This window comes from Paractinoplanes ferrugineus (genome assembly GCF_016862195.1).
Lineage (GTDB): Bacteria > Actinomycetota > Actinomycetes > Mycobacteriales > Micromonosporaceae > Actinoplanes > Actinoplanes ferrugineus.
The window spans coordinates 1-23,207 of record NZ_BOMM01000042.1 but is presented as its reverse complement, the minus strand read 5'-3'; the positions used below and the strand labels follow the sequence as shown (position 1 = coordinate 23,207).

Genomic DNA, 23,207 nt, shown 5'->3' with positions numbered 1-23,207 from the left:
TTTCCGCCGTGCCGCTTTCCGCCGTGCCGCTTTCCGCCGTGCCGCTTTCCGCCGTGCCGCTTTCCGCCGTGCCGCTTTCCGCCGCGCCGCGCCGCGCAACTTCCTGAAAAAGGGGCCTTACCGGCTTCGGAGACCCCTTTCTCAAGGATGCCGGCGGGAGCCGGCCGTTTGTCCGGCTCCCGCCGACATCCGAGGGCGGATTTGCCCGATAAGTGATGTCGGCTCCGATTCGCCTAGCCCCGGCCGGTCGGTATCGGCCTTTGCGGACGTGTCGCGCTCGTGCAGCGGCGCAGTTCGGTGCGCCGACCCGACGGAAGCGCGGGGGTCCGAGAGCGGGCCGGCGCCTGACTCTGGGCGCTCGGCAGGCCCTGGGGTCCGGACCGGTGAGCCGGTGCGCCCGTGGGGTAGCCGGGCGGCCGGCTTGCGGGGTGGCCGGGCTGCGGGGTGGCCGGGCTGCGGGGTGGCCGGGTGGCTGGCTTGCGAGGCGGTTGTGCTGCGGGGTGGCCGGCTTGCGCGGTGGCCGGGTTCGTGCGGGGTGGCCGGGCTTGCGAGGGGTCGGCATGCGCGGCGGCCGGGCTCGCGGGGGGCGGGCGGCACGGGCCGGGGCGGGCGGCGCGGGCGGGGCGGGGCGGCGGCGCTGAGGGCTGGCGATGTGGTCACGGGTTGCGGGGTGGGAGCAGGGTGGGGAAGGGCTGTCGCGGACCTGGGCAGGGACGCGGAAATAGTTGTGCTGACTATTGCAAACGACGGAATCGGTGAAATGATCGGGGTTCGAAGCTTGAAGGAGTTGAGGTCCCGTCGTGAAGGAGTCTGACGTGTCGTCTTCCGGTGAGCTGCACCGGCGGCGCAGTGCGGCCGTCGCGCGGGGGGTGTCGAGCATGATCCCGGCGTATGTGAGCAGCGCGGGGGGCGGCACGATGACCGATGTGGACGGGCGGGAGTGGATCGACTTCGCGGCCGGGATCGCGGTCACCAACGTCGGCAACTCGGCGCCCAAGGTGGTGGCGGCGGTCAAGGCGCAGGTGGAGCGGTTTACGCACAGCTGCTTCATGATCGCGCCGTACGAGCAATATGTCGCGGTCTGTGAGGAGTTGGCGGTCCGCACGCCTGGCGAGTTCGACAAGCGCACTGCGCTGTTCAACTCCGGGGCCGAGGCGGTCGAGAACGCGGTGAAGATCGCCCGGCACGCGACCGGGCGACAGGCGATCGTGGTGTTCGACCACGCCTATCACGGCCGGACCAACCTGACGATGGCGCTGACCGCCAAGGTCATGCCGTACAAGCAGGGGTTCGGGCCGTTCGCCCCGGAGATCTACCGGGTGCCGATGTCCTATCCGTTCCGCGACGGCGGTCGCAGCGGGACGGAGGCCGCGGCGTACGCCATCGGGCAGATCGAGAAGCACGTCGGCGCGAGCAACGTCGCGGCCGTGCTCATCGAGCCCGTTCAGGGCGAGGGTGGTTTCGTGGTGCCGGCCGCCGGGTTCCTGCCGGCGCTGGCCGCCTGGAGCAAGCAGGCCGGCGCGGTGTTCATCGCCGACGAGATCCAAACCGGCTTCTGCCGTACGGGGTCGTGGTTCGCCAGCGAGCACGAGGGTGTGGAGCCCGACCTGATCACGACGGCCAAGGGCATCGCGGGCGGGTTGCCGCTCGCCGCGGTGACCGGGCGCGCCGAGATCATGGACGCGGTACACCCGGGTGGGCTGGGTGGCACCTACGGCGGCAACCCGATCGCCTGCGCCGCGGCCCTCGCCAGCATCGAGACCATGCGCGAGCTCGACCTGGCCGCCGCGGCCCGGCACATCGAGTCGGTGGCCCGGCCCCGCCTCGAGGCCCTCGCCGCCAAGCATCCGTCGATCGGGGAGATCCGGGGGCGCGGCGCCATGCTCGCCGTCGAGCTGGTCGTGCCGGGTTCGATCGAGCCGGAGGCCGCCGGCACCGCCGCCGTGGCCCGGGCCGCGCACGAGTCCGGGTTGCTGCTGCTGACCTGCGGCACCTACGGCAACGTGATCCGGCTGCTGCCGCCGCTGGTGATCAGCGACGACGAGCTCGACCGCGGGCTCACCCTCCTCGAACAAGCCTTCGCCACCCTCTGAGTCCTGGAGTTTCACCTTGAGCGACCTGCAGAACCCCGATTACGAGAAGCTGGCCGGCGCGGCACGCGACCACCTGTGGATGCACTTCACCCGGCTGTCGTCGTACCAGAAGAACGATGTGCCGTTGATCGTTCGCGGCGACGGCTGCTACGTGTGGGACAGCACCGGCCGCAAATACCTCGACGGCCTGTCCGCGCTGTTCGTCGTGCAGACCGGGCACGGCCGGCAGGAGCTCGCCGAGGCGGCCGCCAAGCAGGCGGGGGAGCTTGCCTACTTCCCGATCTGGTCGTACGCGCACCCGAAGGCGGTCGAGCTCGCCGCCCGCCTCGCGTCGCTGACCCCGGGCGACCTCAACCGGGTCTTCTTCACCACCGGTGGTTCCGAGGCGGTCGAGTCGGCGTGGAAGCTGGCCCGCTCCTACTTCCGCAAGGTCGGCAAGCCGCTCAAGACCAAGGTGATCTCCCGGCAGATCGCCTACCACGGCACCTCGATGGGCGCCCTGTCGATCACCGGCATTCCGGCCCTGAAGCAGGACTTCGAGCCGCTCGTGCCGTCGACGTTCCGGGTGCCGAACACCAACTACTACCGCCGGCCGGACGAGAACATGACGCCGGAGCAGTTCGGCATCTGGGCCGCCGACCGCATCGCCGAGGCCATCGAGTTCGAGGGCCCCGACACGGTGGCCGCCGTCTTCCTGGAACCGGTGCAGAACGCGGGTGGCTGCTTCCCGCCGCCGCCCGGTTACTTCCAGCGCGTGCGGGAGATCTGCGACCGGTACGACGTACTCATGGTTTCCGATGATGTGATCTGCGGTTTCGGTCGTCTCGGCGAGTACTTCGGTGGCCTGAAGTACGGCTACACCCCCGACATCATCACCGTGGCCAAGGGGCTCACCAGTGGCTATGTGCCGCTCGGCGCGATGATCGCCTCGGACCGGCTGGCCGAGCCGTTCCTCGAGGGCACCAACTGGTTCGCCCACGGCATCACCTACGGCGGCCACCCGGTCGGCTCCGCGGTGGCACTGGCCAACCTGGACATCATGGAGCGCGAGAACCTCAACGGTCACGTACGCGAGAACAGCGACCTGTTCCGCTCCTACCTGCAGCGCCTGGCCGATCTGCCGATCGTCGGCGACGTCCGCGGCGACGGCTACTTCTTCGGCATCGAGCTGGTGAAGGACAAGGCCACCAAGGAGACGTTCAACGAGGACGAGTCCGAGCGCCTGCTGCGTGGGTTCCTGTCGAGCGCGCTGTTCGAGGCCGGCCTGTACTGCCGCGCCGACGACCGCGGCGACCCGGTCATCCAACTGGCGCCGCCGCTGATCGCCGGCGAGGAGCAGTTCATCGAGATCGAGCAGATCCTGCGCTCGGTGTTGACGGAGGCGTCCAACCGGCTCTGATCCGTGCTGCCGGCAACCGGCCTCGGCGATCGCGCCGGGGCCGGTGCCGGTGCCGCCGGGCTACTTCGGCTCCCAGGCCGCCGACGACCAGACCGCCGACGACCAGGCCGCCGACGACCAGGCCGGCGGCGGCGGAGCGGATCGGGCCCGCCGTGCGCCGGAAGCCGGCCGCCGGTGCCGTGTCGCTCACCTCGACATGCCACCAGCCGCCGTCCCCGGTGTGCCACAGCAGCATGCGGCGGGCGGCCATGGCCGCCGCGAAGTGCTCCATCACCGAGTCGTAATCCCAGTCCTCGGCCACGAAACCGGGGTAGGTGTCGGGGTCGATCAGGGCCAGGAAACCGGAGTCGTCCGGCACTCGAAGACCCGCGGCATCAGGCTCGGCCCGCGTCCCGGCCGGAGCGGGCGATGAGGTCACGCAGCGCATCGATGAGGGCGTTCACTGTCTCCACGCCGGACAGGCTACGCAAGGGGTCCGACAGCCGGCGCCCCGTCGATGCGTACGCGGAGAGTCACCGGCCCCGTGGAACCCCGCCCGCGTACCGGAGTCAGTCATGTTTTGGCAGGCGAGACGGGTCGGATTCTGTGCTATTTTGGCCGCGTTGCAGTTTTGATTTCCAAAGACGTACTCGACGCCTGACGGGCATCTCAGCCCCCAGGCGTTTTTTGCTTCGTCGGTGAACCGGGATCAACGCGGCGACGCGAGCGTCCCGTAAGGTGCGGGGCCTCACGGTCTTCAAGGAGAATCATGGCTACCGGCATCGTCAAGTGGTTCAACGCCGACAAGGGCTTCGGGTTCATCACGCAGGACAACGGCGACGGCGACGTCTTCGCCCACTTCTCGGCCATCGCCACCTCGGGTTTCCGCACCCTCGAGGAGAACCAGCGGGTCGAGTTCGACGTTGCCCAGGGCGCCAAGGGCCTGCAGGCCGAGAACATCCGTCCGCTCTGACGGCATAGCAGTGCACGGCCGGCCACCCCTCAGGTGGCCGGCCGTCGTGCTTTCCTGGGCGCTCACCGGTGCCGCGCCGGTCCGCCACCCCCGGGACGAGCACTGCTCAGCCCTTGCCAGATCCGGTCGCGCAGCTCGTTCGCCAGGTGGCCGGGGATGGTCGCGTGCGGGTCCCGCAGGATCACCCGCAGCAGCACGTTCACCTCGCCGTCGCGGATGCCGAGCCGGGCGCGCGACGCGGGCGGCAACGCGGCCGGCGGCGTGGCCGCGAGGATCGAGATCTCCTCGACCAGCGCGGCGTCCGGGCCGAGCAGCTCGCGGATGCGGTCGCCCACCTCCTCGGCGGTGACGCCGGCCGGCATCGCCACCGACAGGTCGCGCCGGGCGGCGGGCTGGGACGGCACCGGACGGTACGGCTCCAGCGTCGTCATCTGAGCCGCCACCCGAGGGTCGGCCGAGCGCAGCAACCGGATGTCGGCGATGCCCTTGCGCAGCATGAGCAGGCGGTCCAGGCCGAGCCCGAGGGCCAGGCCGGCGGTTCCCGGACGGGGCAGCACGTGCGCGGCCGCCCATCCGCACTCGCCGATCTCCACCCAGGATGTTCCCGACCAGGCTTGGATCTCGAGGCCGCCGGTGGTGTAGGGATGCGAGGCCGGCCGGGTGCGCCACGGCGTGCCCGGAAGTGCGGCGGTCACCGCCACCGCGACGAGCTCGGCGAGCGCGTCGTCACCGAGCGGCGTGGCGCTGATCCGCCACAGGTCCAGCTGGTGCGGCGTCCCGGTGTGGAGCCGGTCGATGGTGTCCCGCCGGTAGACGATCCCCGGGCAGGCGAGCAGGGCATCGGCCTCGGGGTGAGCGCGCAGGGCGCCCGGGACCAGGGCGGAGGTCTGGGAGCGCAGCATGTGGGTGGCCGAGACGTAGCGGGTGTAGCGGGCGTCGCGGGCCGCCGCGTCGGGGGAGTAGCCGAGCCGGTCGTAGTTGTCGGCCACCTCGACGACCCGGGCGCCGCGATGCAGCACCAGCGGAACTGCCGGGTGGCGGGCGGCCGCGGCGTGCAGCACCGCGTCGAGTACCAGTTGGATGGCGTGCCGGCCCTCGGCCGGGTCGGTCAGGTCACGAATCGCAAGGTCGGCAAGCATCGGAACCACCTTCGAAGTGGGTACGGAAATGCCCACTCGGAAGGCCGGAAAGACAACTGGCCGCCCAGTGGGCGGCCAGGACGTGTCACGCGGAAGTCAGCAGGCCACCGACGGGGGCCGCGTAAAAGTCGTCATCAGGCAAGGGTGTCACCGGAGGTCTCGGCGAACCACCGGTTTTCCGCTCAGGACGCTCTCGGGCGTTCCAGCGCGTCCCGCAGGCTGGTGGCGCGCAGCGCGGCGTTGATGCCGAGCCAGCGGATCGGTTCCGGCTCCCAGCGCCGGGAGCGATGGCCCACCCACGGCAGGGCGGTCAGGTCACTGCGGGTGCCGGAGATCAGATCCGCGAGGGTACGCCCGGCGAGGTTCGCGGCCGCGACGCCGTCGCCCACGTAGCCGCCGGCCCACGCGATGCCGTCCTCCAGCCCGACGGACGGCATCCAGTCGCGGGGGATGCCGAGCGGCCCGCCCCAGCGGTAGGCGATGTCCGGCTCGATCCCGAACATCTCGGTGAGTGTGTTGCGCAGGTTGTCGAACACGGCCGGCACCCGGTCGTACGACGGGTCGATCCGGGAGCCGAAGTGGTAGGGCGCGCCCCGGCCTCCGAAGGCGAGCCGGTCGTCGGCGGTCCGCTGACCATAGATGATCATGTGACGCTCGTCGGCGAAGGTCTCCCGCCGCCGGAGACCGATGCGCTCCCAGTCGCCGGCGGCGAGCGGCTCGGTGGCGATCATCAGCGAGTAGACCGGAGCGAGCGAGCGGCGGTGCCCGGCGAGCCGGACCGTGTATCCCTCGAGCGCGCGGACCACCGTGCCGGCTCGCACGGTCCCGGCTGAGGTCTCGACCAGGCCGCGGGCGATGCGGCGTACGCGGGTGCCCTCGTAGATCTGGACGCCTCGGGCGGCGACCGCGTCGGCGAGTCCACGGACCAGCTTGGCCGGATGCAGGGCGGCGCAGTCGGGACTGTAGACACCGCCGAGCACGCCGGCCGCGCCACAGATGGCGGACGCCTCGGCGGCGTCGAGGAAACCGGCCGAACCCTGCTGGCGGCGTACCTGCGCGGGCGTACGCGCGAGGGTGATGGTTCCGCCCTTGGCGTAGTCGCAGTCGATGCCCTCGGCCGCGGCGGCGCGGCCCACCTCGTCGACCGCCCCGGCCAATGCGGCATGCATCGCGGCCGCGCGGGACGGCCCGTAACGGCTGGTGAGTTTGGCCTCCGGCACCGGGAACAGCCCGGACGCCCAGCCGCCGTTGCGCCCGGAGGCGCCGAACCCGCAGTATTCGGCCTCGATGACGGCGACGGCGAGGTGCGGGGCGGTCTGCGCGAGGTAGTACGCCGTCCAGAGGCCGGTGTAGCCGCCCCCGACGATGGCCACGTCCACGTCGATCGAGCCGGCGAGCGGCGGCCGTGGCGTGATCGGGCCGAGGGAGTCCAGCCAGAAGGACGGTGCGGTCATCTCGTTCCCCACGCGTAGGTCTGTTTCGCCAGCTTCAGGTACATGAAGGTCTCGCACGAGGTGACCCCCTTGATCGGGCGGACCTTCTCGTTGAGCAGGTCGAGCAGGTGCTCGTCGTCGGTGCAGACCAGCTCGACGAGCAGGTCGAACCCGCCCGCGCAGATCACCACGTAGTCGACCTCGGGGATGGCCGCGATCTCGTCGGCGATGGCCCGCAGATCACCGTTGACCTTGAGGCCCACCATGGCCTGCCGGGCGAAGCCCAGGGTGAGCGGGTCGGTGACCGCCACGATCTGCATGAGCCCGCCGTCGAGCAGGCGTTGCACCCGCTGGCGGACGGCCGCCTCGGAGAGCCCGATCTCCTTGGCGAGCGTCGCGTAGGACATCCGGCCGTCCCGCTGCAGGTGCTCGATGATCTGCTTGTTGATCTGATCCAAAGCCAGGTCGCCCGTCACGCCGCGATTCTTCCCCGGCGGCGACCGGACAGCAATGGAATCGCTCGTCCGGTTTGCGGTGATCGATGGAATCCGTACCGGACAAGCACCTGGAATCCTTTCGCGGCGAACTTCGTAGATGCGTTTATCGCAGAGTTGATCGCTCTTGACAAGGGTTTCCGTGGTGTAGAGGCTCGTGAGACACGGTTTCAGTGATCGAAAGGTCGTCCCTTATGCGCGTCCTGGTTGTCGGTGCGGGCGGTGTCGGATCCGCCGCGGCCGGCATCGCGTGTCGCCGCGATTTCTTCACCCGCTATGTGGTCGCCGACTACGAGCTCGCCCGCGCGAACCGCGTCGTCGACTCGGTCGCGGACGACCGGTTCGTGGCGGCCCGCATCGACGCCTCCGACGCCGGGGCGGTGGCCGAGCTGTGCCGGGCGCACGGCATCACCCACGTACTCAATGCCGTGGATCCTCGGTTCGTCCTGCCGGTCTTCGAAGGCGCGCACGCGGCCGGCGCCGACTACCTCGACATGGCGATGTCGCTGTCCCACCCGCACCCCGACGAGCCCTACCGCAAGACCGGGGTGAAGCTGGGCGACGACCAGTTCGCCGCCGCGGCCGCCTGGGCGGCGGCCGGGCGCCTCGCGCTCGTCGGCATCGGCGTCGAGCCGGGACTTTCCGACATCTTCGCCAAGTACGCGGCGGAGCACCTGTTCGCCCGCATCGACGAGGTCGGCGTGCGCGACGGCGGGAACCTCGAGGTCGAAGGGTACGAGTTCGCGCCCAGCTTCTCGGTGTGGACCACGATCGAGGAGTGCCTGAACCCGCCGGTGATCTACGAGAGGGGCCGCGGCTGGTTCACCACCGAGCCGCTCAGCGAGCCGGAGATGTTCGACTTCCCCGGCGGCATCGGCCCGGTCGAGTGCGTGCACGTGGAGCACGAGGAGGTGCTGCTCATCCCGCGCTGGGTCGACGCCGGCCGGGTCACCTTCAAGTACGGTCTGGGCCGCGAGTTCATCGAGGTCCTCCGCACGCTGCACAAACTGGGCCTGGACCGCACCGAGCCGGTGCAGGTCGGAAACGCGCGCGTGTCCCCGCGCGACGTGGTCGCGGCCGTCCTGCCCGACCCGGCCACGCTGGGCGACAAGATGACCGGCAAAACCTGCGCCGGGACGCTGGTCCGGGGGCTGGGCAAGGATTTCAAGCCCCGCGAGGTCTACCTCTACCACCTCGTCGACAACGAATGGTCGATGCGCGAGTACGGCTCCCAGGCGGTGGTCTGGCAGACCGCCGTCAACCCGGTGATCGCCCTGGAACTGCTGGCCGCCGGCACCTGGCACGGCACCGGCGTGCTCGGCCCCGAGGCGTTCGACCCGCAGCCGTTCCTGGACAAGCTGATCGAGTATGGCTCTCCGTGGGAGATGCGCGAACAATAACGGCGTGCGGACACTGCGCTCGGTCAATGTCGGACTGCCCAAGGACATTCGGTGGCGCGGCCGGACCGTGCACACCGGCATCTGGAAGTCGCCGGTGGACGGACCGGTCACCGCGCGCCGGCTCAACCTCGACGGCGACGGCCAGGGCGACCTCGGCGGTCACGGCGGCGAGATGCGCGCGGTGCCGGCGACCGCTACCGGATCGGGGAGGGCCTGTTCGAGGTGACCCAGCCCCGGGTCACCTGCTACCGGGTCGGCCTCCGGCTGGCCGACCCGCGGATGCCCGCCCTGCTCGTGCAGCACCACCGGCCCGGCTTCTACCTGCGGGTGCTGCGGGAGGGCCCGGTCCGGGCCGGCGACGAGATCGTCAAGGTCGCCGACGGCCCGCAAGCCCTCACCGTGGCCGAGACCGACGCCCTGCTCTACCTGCCCGGCCACCCGCGCGAGCAGCTCGAGCGGGCGTTGCGCATGCCCGCCCTGAGCCCCGGCTGGCAGGCCTCGTTCCGGGCGATGCTCGCCGAACCGGCGTCCGCGAGCGGCAACGCCGGCCTGACCGACGCCACCCGGCCACCGGCATGGACCGGGTTCCGGCCACTCCGGGTGACCGCGGTCGAGCCGGAGAGCACCACGATCACCTCGATCCGACTGGCCGACCCCGACGGCGCCCCGTTACCGGCCGCCCAGCCCGGCCAGTTCCTGACCGTCCGCACCGCCCCGGCCGTCGTCGGCCGCGACGCTCCGGCCGGCCCGGCCGTCGTTGTCCGCGACCCGCCGGCCGGCCAGTTCGGCCCGGCGGTCGCCGGCCGCGACCCGCTGGCCGGTCCGGCGCGGCCGGCGGTCGTGCGGAGCTACTCCCTGTCCGGCCGGCCCGGTGATGCCGGCTACCGGATCAGCGTCAAGCACGAGCCGCACGGCCGGGGCAGCGGTTACCTGTCCACGAAGGTCCGGCCCGGCGACCTGCTCGATGTCGCCGCGCCCCGCGGCTCGTTCGTCCTGCGCCCCGCGGCGTCGCCGGTCCTGCTGATCAGCGGCGGCGTCGGGGCGACCCCGGTGCTGGCCATGCTGCACGCGCTGGCCGCCGAGAGGTCCACCCGCGAGATCTGGTGGTTTCAGGCAGCCCGCAACGCCGCGGAGCGCCCGTTCGCTTCGGAAGTGGTCGAGCTGCTGGCCGCCCTGCCGTCGGCCCGGTCCTTCATCTGTCTCAGCCACCCCACCCCGGCCGACCGCGGCTACGACGCCACCGGTCGACTGTCGGCGGCGGCGTTTCGCTCGCTCGGGCTGTCGGCGGACGCCGACGCCTACCTCTGCGGTCCCGCCGCGTTCCTGACCGACGTCACCGCGGCGCTCGTCGAAACCGGCCTTTCGCCCAGCCGGCTCCACACCGAGATCTTCGGCGCGCGCCCCGGTCTGACCCCCGGCATCAGCGCGGCGCCGTCCAGGCCGCCCCACCCGCCCACCGGCGAACCCGGCAACGGCCCTTCGGTGTCCTTCGCGCGCAGCGGCTTGACCGTCCCGTGGCCCACCGACGAGCCGAGCCTGCTCGAGCTGGCTGAGGCGTGCGACGTCCCGGTCCGCTGGTCATGCCGCACCGGCGTGTGCCACAACTGCGAGTCCGGTCTGCTGTCCGGCGACGTCACCTACACACTCGACCCCGTCGACCCACCCGCCGCCGGCAACGCCCTGATCTGCTGCAGCCGCCCGAACGGCCCCATCGTCCTGGACCTGTGACCCGCCGCGTCCCGCTGCCGCGCCGCCGCCCGTCGTCCGGCCGCCCGGCGTCCGGCGATCTGCCGCGCCGGCCGCCCCGAGATCAGCCCACCTCCCCGGACTCGCCTTCGAGGTCGGGGCCGGCATCAGCGCCCACCATCCTTTAACCCCGCCGGACACGCCCGCAGCGCGAAAGCGCACGTCGGCCTCGGCGAAACCCAGATGGCCCGCTCCGAGCCCGATGGAGCTCTTGATCAACGGGCGCGGACGACCGGTCCTGGGTCACCGAGGCGATGCTGAGGCTGCGTCAGAGCGCGTGCATGACGTGCTTGATGCGGGTGTAGTCCTCCAGGCCGTACACGGAAAGGTCCTTGCCGTGGCCGGAGTGCTTGAAGCCGCCGTGGGGCATCTCCGCGACCAGCGGGATGTGGCAGTTGACCCAGACGCAGCCGAAGTCGAGGCGCTGGGTCATGCGCATCGCGCGGGCGTGGTCCTTGGTCCAGACGCTGGAGGCGAGGCCGTATTCGACGCCGTTGGCCCAGCGGACCGCTTCGTCCTCGTCGGTGAACTGCTGGACGGTGATGACCGGGCCGAAGATCTCGTCCTGGACCACCTCGTCGGTCTGCTTGAGGCCGGAGACGACGGTGGGGGAGTAGAAGTAGCCGCGGTCGCCGATCCGGGCGCCGCCGGCGGACAGGGTGGCGTGGTCGGGGAGACGGTCGACGAAACCGGCGACCCGCTCGAGCTGGCGGGCGTTGTTCAGCGGGCCGTAGAGCACGTCCTCGTCGTCGGCGGCGCCGGTCTTGGTGCCCTTGGCCTGTTCGGCGAGGGCGGCCACGAAGTCGGAGTAGACGCGCGGGGAGGCGAGCACCCGGGTGGCGGCGGTGCAGTCCTGGCCGGCGTTGAAGTAGCCGCCGATCGCGATGGCCTCGGCCGCCGCTTCGATGTCGGCGTCGTCGAACACCACGACCGGGGCCTTGCCGCCCAGCTCCAGGTGGGTGCGCTTGAGGTCGGCGGAGGCGGCCTGGGCGACCTCCATGCCGGCCCGCACGCTGCCGGTGATCGACACCATTTGCGGGGTGGGGTGGCTGACCAGTCGGCGGCCGGTGTCGCGGTCGCCGACGACCACGTTGAACACGCCGGCCGGCAGGAACTCGGCGGCGATCTCGGCGAGCATCACCGAGGTGACCGGGGTGGTGTCGGACGGCTTGAGCACTACCGTGTTGCCGGCGGCGAGCGCCGGCGCGATCTTCCAGACGGCCATCATGAGCGGGTAGTTCCACGGTGTGACCTGCGCGCACACGCCCACCGGCTCGCGCCGGACGTAGCTTTCGTAACCGTTGAGGTATTGCCCGGCCGAGCGACCCTCCAGCAGGCGGGCGGCGCCGGCGAAGAAGCGGATCTGGTCGATCGCGGGCGGCAGTTCCTCGCTGCGGGTCAGGCCGAGCGGCTTGCCGGTGTTCTGCGACTCGGCGGCGACCAGTTCGTCGGTGCGGGCCTCGATCGCGTCGGCGAACTTGAGCAGGGCCTGCTGCCGTTCGCTCGGGGTCGTGTTGCGCCACTTCTCGAACGCCGACGACGCCGCCTCGAACGCCCGGTCGACGTCCGGTTTGCCGGAGACCGGGGCGGAGGCGAACACCTCGCCGGTGGCCGGGTCGAGGAGATCTTCGTAGCGGCCCTCGGCGGGCGCGGCCGAGGCGCCACCGATGAAGTTGTGCAGCACGTTCTTGGCGGTCACGAGATCTCCAGACGCAGGATCGGACACTTTCCGGCCCATCTTTCCACCGATTCCGTAGCTGACAAGAGGTTGAAGCGTCGACTTCCATGCGGCGGCTCAGCGATTCGTCAAGGCGACCGAACGTGGGGGAGTGGGGGTTACGACGGGGACGAACGGCGCCGGCGGGAGGCTGAGCGACGCGCGCCCCGCACCGGACGGCGGGCTGTCCGACAGCGCCCGTAGCCCGTCGATGGACCGGCTCGCCCGCGCCGCCGCCCACCAGCTTCGCACCTCGCGCGCCCAGCTGTCGCTGGTCACGGACGATCGGCCGGTGATCGCCGGGTCGGCCGGGCCGCCCGCCTCGCACACCTTCTGCCGTCTCGTCGTCGACACCGACGCGCCGCTGATGGTCACCGACGCGCGCGTCGACGACCGGGTGGCGGGGCATCCGGCGATCGAGGACGGCGTGATCGCGTACGCCGGCTTCCCGATCCGTGATCCGGCCGGCCGGCCGATCGGCGCGTTCTGCGTGCTGCACGACGAACCCCGCGACTGGGAGCCCCGGGACCTGCTGCTGGTCGAGGATCTGGCCGCCGTCGCGGAGACCGAGATCGCGCTGCGGGCCGAGGCGCGCGGGCAGGCCGGCACCGCCCGGCGCTTGCAGGGTGTGCTTGATGCCTGCCAGGACGCGTACGTCTCGATCGACACCGCCGGGGCCGTGCTCGCCTGGAACGCCGCCGCCGAGCGCTTGTTCGGGTATTCCGCGCCGGAGGCGCTCGGCGGCCAGGTCGCCAACCTGATCATCCCGACCCGGTTCCGCGCCGCGCACGCCGCCGGGATGGCCCGGATCAACGCCGGCGGGCCCTCCCACCTGTCCGGGCACCGGATCGAGCTGGCCGCGCGCAACCGCGCCGGCCAGGAGTTCCCGATCGAGATGACGCTGCAGATCGACCAGCACGCCTTCCACGCGTTCCTGCACGACATCAGTGGCCGGGCCGCCGCCCGCCGGCAGCTCGAACACGAGCGCACCTTCCTGCAGGCGCTGCTGGACAGCCTCGACGTCGGCGTCGCCGCCTGCGACGCCGACGGCCGCCTGACGCTTTTCAACCACGCGATGCGGGAGATCCATCGCAGCGACGCGCGGCCGCTTCCGCCCGGCGATTGGTCTGATGAGTACGATCTGTACGGTCCCGACGGCGCCCTGCTTGCCGAGCCCGAGCTGCCGCTGATCCGCGCGTTCCGGGGGGAATTCGTCGACCGGCAGCACGTGCAGGTCGCCCCGCGCGGCGGCACCCCGCACCATTACCACGCGAACGCCCGGCCGATCGATACCCGGGACGGCCGCCGCCTCGGTGCCGTGGTCGCCCTGCACGACATCACCGACCAGCGGATCGCCGAGCGGTCCCGGGAGGTCCGGTACGCGGTGGCCCGCGCCCTCGCCGACTCGGCAAGTGCCGAGGAGGCCGCCGCGCGTACGCTCGCCGCCGTCGCCCGTGCCCTGGGCTGGGTGTACGGCGAGTTCTGGCAGACCGACGAGGCGGCCGGCACGATCCACCGGGTCGGGCACTGGGCCGAACCCGGGCACGACCTGAGCGGGGTCACCGAGGAGCGGCCGTTCGTCGTCGAGCGGGGGGTCGGCCTGGCCGGGCACATCTGGCTGTCCGAGGCCGAGCTGTACGCCGCCGAGGTCGCCGACGACCCCCGCCTGCTCACCCGGGCCGAACAGATCCGCGAGGCCGGCCTGCACAGTGCCCTCGGTGTGCCGGTGCGCTCCGGTGACCGGGTCCTCGGGGTGCTGCTGCTGTTCAGCGCGACCGTGGAGGACTACGACCCGGGGATCACCGACCTGCTCGAACTGATCGGTGCCCAACTGGGCCGGTTCGTCGAGCGGCGCGGCGCCGAGGACCTCGCCCTGGCGCTGGCGTCCGCCCGCCGCGACTTCGACCGGGTCATCGAGCAGGTGAACGACTACGTGTGGACGGTCGAGGTCCGGCCCGACCAGACGCTCGGCTCGGTCTACGCGAGCCCCGACGGCAGTGGCGTGTTCGGCGAGCGGCTCGCCGTCCAATGGGACATGGCGGCCGCCATGGCGGGCCGGGTCCACCCCGACGACCAGGAGACGTACGACCAGTTCCTGGTCAAGCTCCGGGCCGGCCGCCCGGCCGAGAACGAGGTCCGGCTCATCGGCGCCGACGGGGTGACCCGGTGGATCTGGACCCGGTCCGTCCCGCGGCGCGAGGGCGACCGGCTGTTCACCGACGGCATCAGCACCAACGTCACCGACCGGCACCTGCTGACCGAGCAGCGCGAGCGGTTGCTGAGCGACCAGCGCGCGCAGAACGAGACGCTGCGCCGCGTCGACCGGCTCAAGGACGAACTGGTCGCCCTGGTCAGTCACGAACTGCGCAACCCGCTCGGGGCGATCCGCAGCTACACCGAGACGCTGCTCGACGACACCGGCCTGACCGGCGAGCAGCGGCACCTGGCCGAGGTGATCGACCGGCGCAGCGCCCACATGCAGTCCCTCGTCGACGACCTGCTCGACATGGCCCGCCTGGAAGCCGGTCAGCTGCATCTGGAACCGCGCCCGCTGTCGGCGACCCGGATGATCCGCGATGTGGTGGCGGTCCTCAAGCCGGTCGCCGAGGAGAAGAAACTGGTGATCGAGGTTGCCGGCCCGCCGGAACCGCTGGTGAGTGCCGGCCCGCCGGAGCTGCTGGTGAACGCGGATCCGACGAGGTTGCGCCAGGTGCTCGACAACCTGGTGTCCAACGCCATCAAATACACCCCGGCCGGCGGCCGGGTCACCGTGGGCGTCCGGTACGAGGCACCCACCGGCATGGGGGACGGCGACGTGGTGATCGAGGTGTGCGACACCGGCATCGGCATCCCGGCCGACCAGTACCCGCACCTGTTCGACCGGTTCTTCCGGGCCAGCAACGCGGTGCAGCAGGGCATCAAGGGCACCGGCCTCGGCCTGGCCATCACCAAGGCCATCGTGGACGCCCACGGCGGAACGCTGGCCGCCCATCCGGCGGACGCCGGCGGTTGCACCTTCACGGTCAAACTGCCGGCCGTCTGAGCCCGCGGCCGCTGATTACGGTTGCCGGCAGCGGGCAACAAAGGGCGATGATGCGCAGCGTGGTGGTGTGCGGTCCCCGCGGCGACGAAGACGTCTGGGACCGCTACGTGCGGCCCGCGCGCTGGCCGGAGTGGTCCCCGCAGATCCGGTCGGTCGACTACCCGGCCGAGACGCTCGCCGCCTCGACCAGTGGCATCGTCCACGGTCCGGCCGGACTCCGCGTCGAGTTCGAAGTGCTCGACGTGGTCGAGCAGGCCGCCGTCCGCAGCTGGTCCTGGTCGGTGTCCGCAGCCGGCCTGCGAATGCACCTGCGCCACACCGTCGAGGCCGCCGGCACCGGCACGAAGACCGGCCTGACCGTGTCGGGCTTCGCCCCCGCCGTGCTGGGTTACCTCCCGATCGCCCGGCTCGCCCTGCACCGGCTGGTCAGCTAGGCCCTGCCCCACCGTCGTCTCTGTCCGCCCCACCGTCGTGGCCTCAGTTTGCTGGGCCGTCGTGGCCTTTGTTTGCCCCACCGTCGTGGTCTCTGTTTGTTCGGCTGTCGTGGTCTCTGTTTGTTCGGCTGTCGTGGTCTCTGTTTGTTCGGCCGTCGTGGCCTCAGCTTGTTCGGCCGTCGTGGCCTCAGTGTGCTCGGCCGTCATGGCCGGCGTCCGCTTCGCTGTCGTGGTCGGTCAGGACCTCGGTTATCAGCCGTTGCTGGACGGCCTCCTGCGCCGGGTCGGTGCCGAGAATCTCGGACAGCACGAGCAGCGACTTCCACAGGAGCCAGCCGCGGGCGCGCGCCCACGTGCCCGCGTCCTGCGCCACCTCGGACCGGAAGACGCGGCGGCTCTCCCCGGCGAAGTCCGTCCAAGCGATCACCAGGTCACAGGCCGGGTCTCCGACCCCCGACGTGCCGAAGTCGATGACGGCGACCAGCTCACCCCCGGACACCAGAAGGTTGCCGGCGGCGATGTCACCGTGGAACCACACCGGCGACCCCCGCCACTCGGCGGCCAGAGCCGCCTCCCACACCCGGGTCGCACGCTCGGTGTCGACCACACCGGCCAAGGCCGCCAGGCACCTGCGTGTCTCGTCGTCGTAGTGCTCCGGTGACGCCCCCCTGTACCAACTGTGCCGCCCCGCGACCGGCGCCCCGCTCGTGTCGCACCGTTGCAGAGCCCGGAGAAACCCGGCCACCGAGGCCGCGAACTTCGCCCGGTCAGCGACACGCCCCCGGCTCGCCGTCTCACCGGCAAGCCAACCCCGAACCGACCACGGGTACGGGTATCCCTCGCCCGGCTGCCCCTGTCCGAGGATTCGTGGCACGGCCACCGGCAGCTGCGGAGCCAGCCGCGGAAGCCACTCGTTCTCCTTGGCGACCGCCGCCACATAGCCCTCCGCCGTCGGCAACCGCACCGTCATCGTCGTGCCCAGCCGATAGGTGCGGTTGTCCCACCCGTCCACCTCGACCGGCGCCACCGGCAACCCGGCCCACTGCGGAAACTGCCCCGCGACCAGCCGCTCCACCAACGCCACGTCGATGCCCGCACGCCCGTCCGGCCCGTGCTCCACCATGTCGCCGACCCTCCACCCCGCGCCGCCCCCGTCCTGCTGCGCCCCGTCATCGTACTTTTGGCCGCCCGTCCCGTGCCCGCCCCGCGGCATGAGAATCTTCTGGGAATTCTCTCCTTAATTGCTCACGCAAACGCTTCCCTGCCATTTTCGGGTTGGCATCTCCGAGCGCTTCCGGGGGTTCTTCAGGCGCGGGAGAATGTTCTTATGCGGAACCAGCAGCTGTCATTCTTCTCCCGGCCGACGACGGCCGCTTTGCGGGACCGCACAAAGGCGCGAAATTGGTCACCCGACAGAGACGAATTCCGCCGCGACCACGCGCGCCGTCGCCGTTGGGGTCTCGCCCGCCGCCACGGGCTGAAGTTGTGCCGGTCGCGCGGTTGCTCTCGCGAGTGCGGCGAACTGGGCCTGCACGACGAGACCGAGCCGATCCCACCCCTGATCTGGCCGGCCGAAGCCACCCTCACCGAACGCCCGCCGCCGGCGCCGCCAAGCCCGGCCGCCGAGACCGGGGGCGATGTGTCACCTGAGTCGCCCGAGCCCGCCGCCGGCGTCGCCGTTCCGAACGTCGCCGGCCCTGTCGCTACCGGTTCCGGCCGCAGCGGTCCTGGCCTGAGCGGCCCTGGCTTCGCCGGTCCGGGGGTCGTTGGTCCTGGCCTGAGTGGCCCTGGCTTCGCATGGCCGGGGGTCGTCCGTCCTGACGTCGCTGGTCCTGACGTTGCTGGTCTTGACGTTGCTGGTCTTGACGTTGCTGGTCTTGACGTTGCTGGTCTTGACGTTGCTGGTCTTGACGTTGCTGGTCCTGACGTCGCTGGTTCGAGGGTTGCCGGTCCGGGTGTCGTCGGACCAGATGCCGTCAGGCCTTATGCTGCCGCGCTGGCCTTGGATGTGCGCGCGGCGGAGCCTGAACTCCGGGTGGAGCCCGACGGCCAGACCGCGCCCACCTTCCGGGCCGAGGCCGCCCCGACGCAAGCTGCTGCCCGGTCCTTCCCCGAAGTCTTGCCCGCGCTGACCTTGGCCCGCGCGGCTGTCCTCGCCTATGCCGTGGTCCTCGCTCGTGCACCCGTCGGTCTGTCTTCGCGCACCGGCCTACGCTCGCGCTGGCCCAGTTCTCGCGCGCCGGCCTGTGCCAGGTCGAGCTTGGCCAATGCCGGTGGAGCGGTCGGTGTCATGGTTCCGGCGAGCGATGCCGGCAGCGATGGCCTGAGCCTGCGCTGGACCGGGCTCTCGGGTGAGCTTGCTCGGCTACCGGCCGGAGCCCGTGCGCCACCCGGAGCCCGTGCGCTGGTCGGAACCCGTGCGCCGTCCAGAACCGGGGCGCTGGCCGGAACATGAGCGCTGGCCGGAACTCGTGCGCCGTCCAGAACCGGGGCGCTGGCCGGAACATGAGCGCTGGTCGGAACCCGTGCGCCGTCCAGAACCGGGGCGCTGGCCGGAACATGAGCGCTGGCCGGAACTCGTGCGCCGTCCCGGAACCTGAGCGCCGTCCGGAACCGGTGCGCTGGCCGGAACCCGTGCGTCGTCCGGAACGGGTGCGCTGGCCGGAACCCGTGCGCTGGCTGGGACCGACGCTCAGCGGCGTGAGCGGGAATTTGCGTTCTGGGGGCGGCCCGCGGCCTGCGGTCCGCGCCCCTGGGGCCGGTAAGGCCTGTCGCCAGGCGGGACTGTGCACATGCCTCGGGCGGGGACTCGGCGCCAGGCGGGAGTCTGGCGGGGCCTGGGTGCCTGGCGGGAGTCTGGCGGGGCCTGGGTGCCTGGCGGGAGTCTGGCGGGGCCTGGGTGCCTGGCGGGGGTTTGGCGCCGGGCGAGGACTGGCTGCCTGGCCGGGGCCTGGGTGCGTGGCGGGGAATGGAGCCTGGCGGAGAATGGTGCGCCGGGTGGGTTTGGGCGTCCGCGAGGGCGAGGGCACTTGTGCGAGCAAACGGGGTCTGCGTTTGTGGGTCGGGTCGCCTGGCTCGGGTTTCGTCATTTGTCGGATTGGTATCCGGGGAGCGATGACAAGATGCGTGGAAAGGGCCTGGAATGGCGGGCTTACCGCCACGGAGGGACGCCTGTCAATGGGCGGTCCGTGGCGCTGGGTCGAGGCCGTGGAAAAGGATCGGCCGCCTCCCCCTGGAGGGAAGCGGCCGACAAAAGATTACTTGGTGAACTTGGCGTACTTGGCCCGGAACTTCTCGATGCGGCCGGCGGTGTCCAGTACTCGGGTGCGGCCGGTCCAGAAGGGGTGGCTGGCGGCGGAAATCTGCACGTCGATTACCGGGTAGGTCTGGCCGTCGGTCCACTCGACTGTTTTCGGGCTGGTCTCCGTCGAGTGGGTCAGGAACGCGTAGTCGGCGTTCCGGTCGCGGTAGACGACGGAGTGGTAGTCCGGGTGGATTCCGGTTTTCATGGTGACCTCCAAGTTGGTCGACCACCACAACCAGGCTGCCGGCCCCGGTATTTCGGGGCCGGCTGTGTCGAGCGAGACAGCGGTCAGAGGAATTGCGGGACCACTTCGGCGGCGAAGCGCTGCAGCGGCTCGTGGTCGTAGGCGACCCGCGGGATGTAGAAGATGACGTAGTCGGCGCCCGCTTCGACGACCTGCTCGACCCGTTCGACGGCCTGGGCCGTGGTCCAGGTCAGGTCGACCTCGAGGGTGGTGGACTTGGCGATCGTGGAGTAGTCGCGGCCCTGCCGGTCGCAGTGTTCGCGCAGCACGGCCAGCTTCTGCCGGATGATCTCGGGGTTGCCGTTGCCGACGTTGCTGCCGTCGGCGTACTGGGCGACCAGTTTGAGCGTCACCTTCTCGCCGCCACCGCCCAGCCACAGTTTCGGGCCGGTGCCGCCGGCGCCCTTCGGCTCGTTTATCGGGCCGTCGATCCGGTAGTGCTTGCCCTCGAAGGTGGGGCGTTCCGAGTTCCACATCTGGTGGACGATCTCGACGGCCTCGCGGAAGGCGGCCATCCGCTGCGGCACCTCGGCCCACTCGTAGCCGTACGCCTTCCACTCGTTCTCGTACCAGCCGGCGCCCAGACCGGCGTACAGCCGCCCGTGACTGGCCACGTCCACGGTCGAGGCGATCTTGGCGTACAGGGACGGCTGGCGGTAGCCGTTGCAGCCGACCATCTGACCGATGTTCACCCGGGAGGTGTCCCGGGCGAGGGTCGCGGTGGCCGTCCAGACCTCGAACACCGAGTTGATCGTCGGTTCCGGGACGGTGTGGAAATGGTCGTAGAGCCAGATGGAATCCCACGGGCCGGCGTCGGCGAGCTTGGCGACCGCCGTCATCGCCTCGTACTGCTCGACCGGGTCGGCGATCTCCACCAGGTCCATCTTCCAGCCCTGCGGCACGAAAACTCCGAAGCGCACACTCATACGGCGAACTTAATCCATCCGAGGATGTCGAGCTCGGTGGAACGGCTTCGTCCGAGGGGTGCACGTTCCGACCAAGGAGGAAACAGATGCCGCGTTACCTGCTGATCGTCGACTACCGGCCGGGCGACGACGACACGCCGATGGACAAGTGGCAACCGGCCGAGATCACGGCGCACATGGACTACTACAACGTGCTCAACGCCGCGCTGCGGGACAGCGGCGAGCTGGTCGGCGGGGAGGCGCTCACCGAGCCGCGGTTCGGGCTCGACGTGGTCTCCGACGGCAAGTCGGCGCCGGTGGTCACCGACGGACCGTACGCCGAGAGCAAGGAGATCCTGGCCGGCTTCCAGATCGTGGAGGTGGCGGACGAGGCGCGGGCGGTCGAGATCGCCGCGCTGGTCTCGGCGGTCCCGGGGCCGGGCGGGGTGCCGCTGCGCCAGCCGGTCACGATCCGCCGGGTGATGGACAGCGGTGACTTCCAGGTGATGACCGGCCAGTGATCACCCACCTGTTGCGCGAGCACGCCCCGACGGTGCTCGGCGTGCTCGCGCGGCGGTGCGGGTCGTTCGACGACGCCGAGGACGCGGTGCAGGAGGCGCTGATCGCCGCCCACCTGAGCTGGCCCGAGCACGGTGTCCCGGACAATCCGCGGGGCTGGCTGCTGCAGACCGCGACCCGCAAGCTGATCGACCAGATCCGCAACGAGCGGGCCCGCCGCCGCCGGGAGGAGCTGGTCGCGCGGCTCGACGAGCCGGGCGACGCCTACGAGCAGGACGACACCCTGCACGTCCTGATGATGTGCTGTCATCCCGAGCTGACCGAGGCGTCGCAGGTCGCGCTCACCCTGCGCGCGGCGGGCGGGCTGAGAACCGCGGAGATCGCGGCGGCTTTCCTGGTGCCGGAGGCGACGATGGCGCAGCGGATCAGCCGGGCCAAGCAGAAGCTGCGCGGGCGGCCCTTCGGGCCGGGCGGGGACGGGACGGCCCTGCGCCGGGTGCTCTACCTGATCTTCAACGAGGGGTACGCGTCGAGCACCGGCCCCGCCCTGCACCGGCGGGAACTGTCCGCCGAAGCGATCCGGCTCGCTCGCAAGATCAGTCATGTCGACTCGGAGAGCGCCGCCCTGCTGGCGTTGATGCTGCTCACCGATGCGCGCCGGCCCGCCCGCACGAACCCGGACGGCGATCTGGTGCCGCTCGACGAGCAGGACCGTACGCGATGGGACCGGTCCTTGATCTTCGAGGGGACGGCGATCCTGGACGCGGCCGTCGGGCGCGGCACCGTCGGCGAGTACCAGTTGCAGGCGGCCGTCGCGGCCCTGCACTGCCGGGCGGTGTCGTTCGAGACCACCGACTGGCCGCAGATCAGCGCGCTCTACGGGCTGCTCGAACGGCTCACCGGCAATCCGGTGGTCTCGCTCAACCGGGCGGTCGCGGTGGCGATGGTCGATGGCCCGGCGGCCGGTCTCGCCGTGCTCGACGACCTGGGTGACCGGCTGGCCGGCAGTCACCGCATCGACGCCGTCCGCGCCCACCTGCTCGAACGGGCAGGCGAGCCGGAACAGGCCGCGCGGTTGTACGCTGCCGCGGCGGCCCGAACGACCAGCCTGCCCGAGCGGCGGTACCTGACCACCCGGGCGGCGCGGTTGCGGTGAGCCACGGGGGAGCGGGGGCCGATGTATTTCGTCAGCTGGGGCGCGGTGCGACGGCGTACCACTCAGGCGGTCCTGTTGACCCTGCTGGCCGCGCTCGCCGCGGCCGCCGCCACCGCCGGCACGTGGTACGGCCTGACCGTCGCCTCGCGTGCGGCCGGTGCCGAGGTCGCCGCCCGGCCCGCCGCCGAGCGCGTCATCACCGTCCACCAGCGGGCCGACTCGGACGGTGATCCGCGGCGGGCGCTCGACGAGCTCGCCGCCACCACCCGTGGCCTGCTCCCGCTGCCCGGGGTCGGCCCGGTCCTGGGTGTCGAGCACGAGACGATCTACACCGACAAGCTGCACGGCTACGCACCGTCCGGCCTGCCGGTCGCCTACCGGGACGACCTCTGCGCGCACGTGCGGATCACCGGTGCCTGCCCGAGCACCCCCGGCACCGTGCTCATCAGTGCCGACGTGTCGCGCCGGGTCGGGCTGCGAACCGGCGACTTCTTCGAGGTGCGGCCCGAGGGCGCGGTCGGCACGCTGCGGCTCGGCGTCTCCGGCGTCTACACGATCACCGACACCGACGGTCCCTATTGGACCGACGAGCTGTTCACCGCGCGGGGCGAGCTGGACCCGGCCTTCACCACCCTGGACACGTTCCGCCAGCCGCAGCTGGGCAAGCCGACCCTCGCCGTCGCTGTGCCGGTGCCCCTCGCACTGCTGCGCGGCGACAACAACTACGACCTCAACGGCGTGCTCAACGCGGCGGGGCCGAAGTTCGCCTCGGCCCAGCTCGAGCTGGACAACCCGACAGGTGAGCTGTTCGACGCCGTGCTCGCCGACCGCCGTACCGTACTCGTCGGGGTGCTCGCCGCCCTCGTCCAGGTCCTGCTGCTGGCGTGGTTCGCGCTCGGCCTCGCCGGCCGGCTCACCGGGCGTGACCGGCGGGCCGACGCCGGGTTGCTCAAGCTGCGCGGCGCCACCGGCGGCGGGCTGCTGCGCCTTGCCGCCGGGCAGCATCTGGTGCCGCTCGGCGCCGGCGCGGTGCTCGGCCTGCCCCTCGGCATCGGCGCGTCGTGGCTGGTCGCGGGGGAGCTGCCGGTGCGCTCGGAATGGTGGCTGGCGCTGCTCGTCGCGGTCGGGGTGATCCTGCTCGTCGAACTGGTCGGCCTTGCCGTGCTCGTCGGGGTCGACGGGCTGGCCCAGCGCGCGCCGGTCGTCGCGCTCCTGCGGCGGGTCGCCGG

The 23,207-nt window shown here is 71.4% G+C and carries 20 protein-coding genes; 11 read left to right on the top strand and 9 right to left on the bottom strand.

The genetic code is table 11. The annotated features are described in order from the left end of the window. Nucleotides 1-815: 815 nt before the first annotated feature. Nucleotides 816-2,093, top strand: coding sequence for a 4-aminobutyrate--2-oxoglutarate transaminase (gene gabT, locus Afe05nite_RS23280; protein WP_203819296.1), 1,278 nt, complete (start codon nucleotides 816-818; stop codon nucleotides 2,091-2,093). Nucleotides 2,094-2,172: 79 nt separating this feature from the next. Further along, nucleotides 2,173-3,492 (top strand): aspartate aminotransferase family protein, encoded by a 1,320-nt coding sequence (locus tag Afe05nite_RS23275; RefSeq protein WP_239118131.1) that lies wholly within the window; start codon nucleotides 2,173-2,175, stop codon nucleotides 3,490-3,492. On the opposite strand, the gene Afe05nite_RS23270 is transcribed toward Afe05nite_RS23275, so the two are convergent. Then, nucleotides 3,434-3,850, bottom strand: a complete 417-nt coding sequence (locus Afe05nite_RS23270) for a hypothetical protein (RefSeq protein ID WP_203819294.1) — start codon at nucleotides 3,848-3,850, stop codon at nucleotides 3,434-3,436. The genes Afe05nite_RS23275 and Afe05nite_RS23270 overlap by 59 nt on opposite strands. A 390-nt stretch (nucleotides 3,851-4,240) precedes the next feature. On the opposite strand from Afe05nite_RS23270, the gene Afe05nite_RS23265 reads away from it, so the two are divergent. Next, complete coding sequence (locus Afe05nite_RS23265) at nucleotides 4,241-4,444, top strand: cold-shock protein (RefSeq protein WP_203819293.1); 204 nt, start codon at nucleotides 4,241-4,243, stop codon at nucleotides 4,442-4,444. A 62-nt stretch (nucleotides 4,445-4,506) separates the two neighbouring features. Here the strand turns inward: Afe05nite_RS23265 and srmL are convergent, their stop codons facing one another. The 3 genes from srmL to Afe05nite_RS23250 form a co-directional block, all read right to left on the bottom strand. Then, a complete protein-coding gene (gene srmL, locus Afe05nite_RS23260) occupies nucleotides 4,507-5,583 on the bottom strand; it encodes a PheS-related mystery ligase SrmL (protein ID WP_203819292.1) in 1,077 nt (358 codons plus the stop codon). A 182-nt stretch (nucleotides 5,584-5,765) separates the two neighbouring features. After that, nucleotides 5,766-7,037 carry an NAD(P)/FAD-dependent oxidoreductase gene (locus tag Afe05nite_RS23255; RefSeq protein WP_203819291.1) on the bottom strand — a complete coding sequence of 424 codons (1,272 nt, stop codon included), beginning with the start codon at nucleotides 7,035-7,037 and terminating at the stop codon, nucleotides 5,766-5,768. Next, a complete protein-coding gene (locus Afe05nite_RS23250; protein WP_203819290.1) occupies nucleotides 7,034-7,492 on the bottom strand; it encodes an Lrp/AsnC family transcriptional regulator in 459 nt (152 codons plus the stop codon). The genes Afe05nite_RS23255 and Afe05nite_RS23250 overlap by 4 nt, the downstream gene beginning before the upstream one ends. Nucleotides 7,493-7,704: 212 nt before the next feature. Between Afe05nite_RS23250 and Afe05nite_RS23245 the strand changes: the two genes are divergently transcribed. Genes Afe05nite_RS23245 through Afe05nite_RS23235 form a run of 3 tightly spaced genes read left to right on the top strand, consistent with a single transcriptional unit; the run spans nucleotide 7,705 to nucleotide 10,638 of the window. Next, nucleotides 7,705-8,910, top strand: a complete 1,206-nt coding sequence (locus Afe05nite_RS23245; RefSeq protein WP_203819289.1) for a saccharopine dehydrogenase family protein — start codon at nucleotides 7,705-7,707, stop codon at nucleotides 8,908-8,910. Between the two features lie 4 nt (nucleotides 8,911-8,914). After that, nucleotides 8,915-9,136 carry a hypothetical protein gene (locus Afe05nite_RS23240; protein WP_203819288.1) on the top strand — a complete coding sequence of 74 codons (222 nt, stop codon included), beginning with the start codon at nucleotides 8,915-8,917 and terminating at the stop codon, nucleotides 9,134-9,136. Beyond that, complete coding sequence (locus tag Afe05nite_RS23235; protein WP_203819287.1) at nucleotides 9,133-10,638, top strand: 3-alpha domain-containing protein; 1,506 nt, start codon at nucleotides 9,133-9,135, stop codon at nucleotides 10,636-10,638. The genes Afe05nite_RS23240 and Afe05nite_RS23235 overlap by 4 nt, the downstream gene beginning before the upstream one ends. Before the next feature lie 286 nt (nucleotides 10,639-10,924). Here the strand turns inward: Afe05nite_RS23235 and Afe05nite_RS23230 are convergent, their stop codons facing one another. Continuing rightward, nucleotides 10,925-12,394 (bottom strand): gamma-aminobutyraldehyde dehydrogenase, encoded by a 1,470-nt coding sequence (locus Afe05nite_RS23230; protein WP_438868693.1) that lies wholly within the window; start codon nucleotides 12,392-12,394, stop codon nucleotides 10,925-10,927. A gap of 91 nt (nucleotides 12,395-12,485) precedes the next feature. On the opposite strand from Afe05nite_RS23230, the gene Afe05nite_RS23225 reads away from it, so the two are divergent. Further along, complete coding sequence (locus Afe05nite_RS23225) at nucleotides 12,486-15,416, top strand: sensor histidine kinase (protein ID WP_203819285.1); 2,931 nt, start codon at nucleotides 12,486-12,488, stop codon at nucleotides 15,414-15,416. Between the two features lie 47 nt (nucleotides 15,417-15,463). Beyond that, nucleotides 15,464-15,850 carry an SRPBCC family protein gene (locus Afe05nite_RS23220; RefSeq protein WP_203819284.1) on the top strand — a complete coding sequence of 129 codons (387 nt, stop codon included), beginning with the start codon at nucleotides 15,464-15,466 and terminating at the stop codon, nucleotides 15,848-15,850. 187 nt (nucleotides 15,851-16,037) lie between these two features. On the opposite strand, the gene Afe05nite_RS23215 is transcribed toward Afe05nite_RS23220, so the two are convergent. From Afe05nite_RS23215 to Afe05nite_RS23200, 4 genes are all read right to left on the bottom strand, one after another. After that, on the bottom strand, nucleotides 16,038-16,973 hold the full coding sequence (locus Afe05nite_RS23215; protein WP_203819283.1) for an aminoglycoside phosphotransferase family protein: 936 nt from the start codon (nucleotides 16,971-16,973) through the stop codon (nucleotides 16,038-16,040). A 519-nt stretch (nucleotides 16,974-17,492) separates the two neighbouring features. Further along, on the bottom strand, nucleotides 17,493-17,942 hold the full coding sequence (locus Afe05nite_RS23210; RefSeq protein WP_203819282.1) for a hypothetical protein: 450 nt from the start codon (nucleotides 17,940-17,942) through the stop codon (nucleotides 17,493-17,495). 1,165 nt (nucleotides 17,943-19,107) lie between these two features. Beyond that, nucleotides 19,108-19,359: a type B 50S ribosomal protein L31 gene (locus Afe05nite_RS23205; protein ID WP_203819281.1), complete on the bottom strand. Its 252-nt coding sequence runs from the start codon at nucleotides 19,357-19,359 to the stop codon at nucleotides 19,108-19,110. 83 nt (nucleotides 19,360-19,442) lie between these two features. Beyond that, nucleotides 19,443-20,324: a TIGR03560 family F420-dependent LLM class oxidoreductase gene (locus Afe05nite_RS23200; protein WP_203819280.1), complete on the bottom strand. Its 882-nt coding sequence runs from the start codon at nucleotides 20,322-20,324 to the stop codon at nucleotides 19,443-19,445. Nucleotides 20,325-20,410: 86 nt separating this feature from the next. On the opposite strand from Afe05nite_RS23200, the gene Afe05nite_RS23195 reads away from it, so the two are divergent. The 3 genes from Afe05nite_RS23195 to Afe05nite_RS23185 all read left to right on the top strand — a co-directional run. Further along, complete coding sequence (locus tag Afe05nite_RS23195) at nucleotides 20,411-20,824, top strand: YciI family protein (protein WP_203819279.1); 414 nt, start codon at nucleotides 20,411-20,413, stop codon at nucleotides 20,822-20,824. After that, nucleotides 20,821-21,978: an RNA polymerase sigma factor gene (locus Afe05nite_RS23190; protein ID WP_203819278.1), complete on the top strand. Its 1,158-nt coding sequence runs from the start codon at nucleotides 20,821-20,823 to the stop codon at nucleotides 21,976-21,978. The genes Afe05nite_RS23195 and Afe05nite_RS23190 overlap by 4 nt, the downstream gene beginning before the upstream one ends. 21 nt (nucleotides 21,979-21,999) lie before the next feature. Beyond that, nucleotides 22,000-23,207 (top strand): FtsX-like permease family protein (locus Afe05nite_RS23185; protein WP_203819277.1); only part of this gene is annotated, 1,208 nt, incomplete at its 3' end.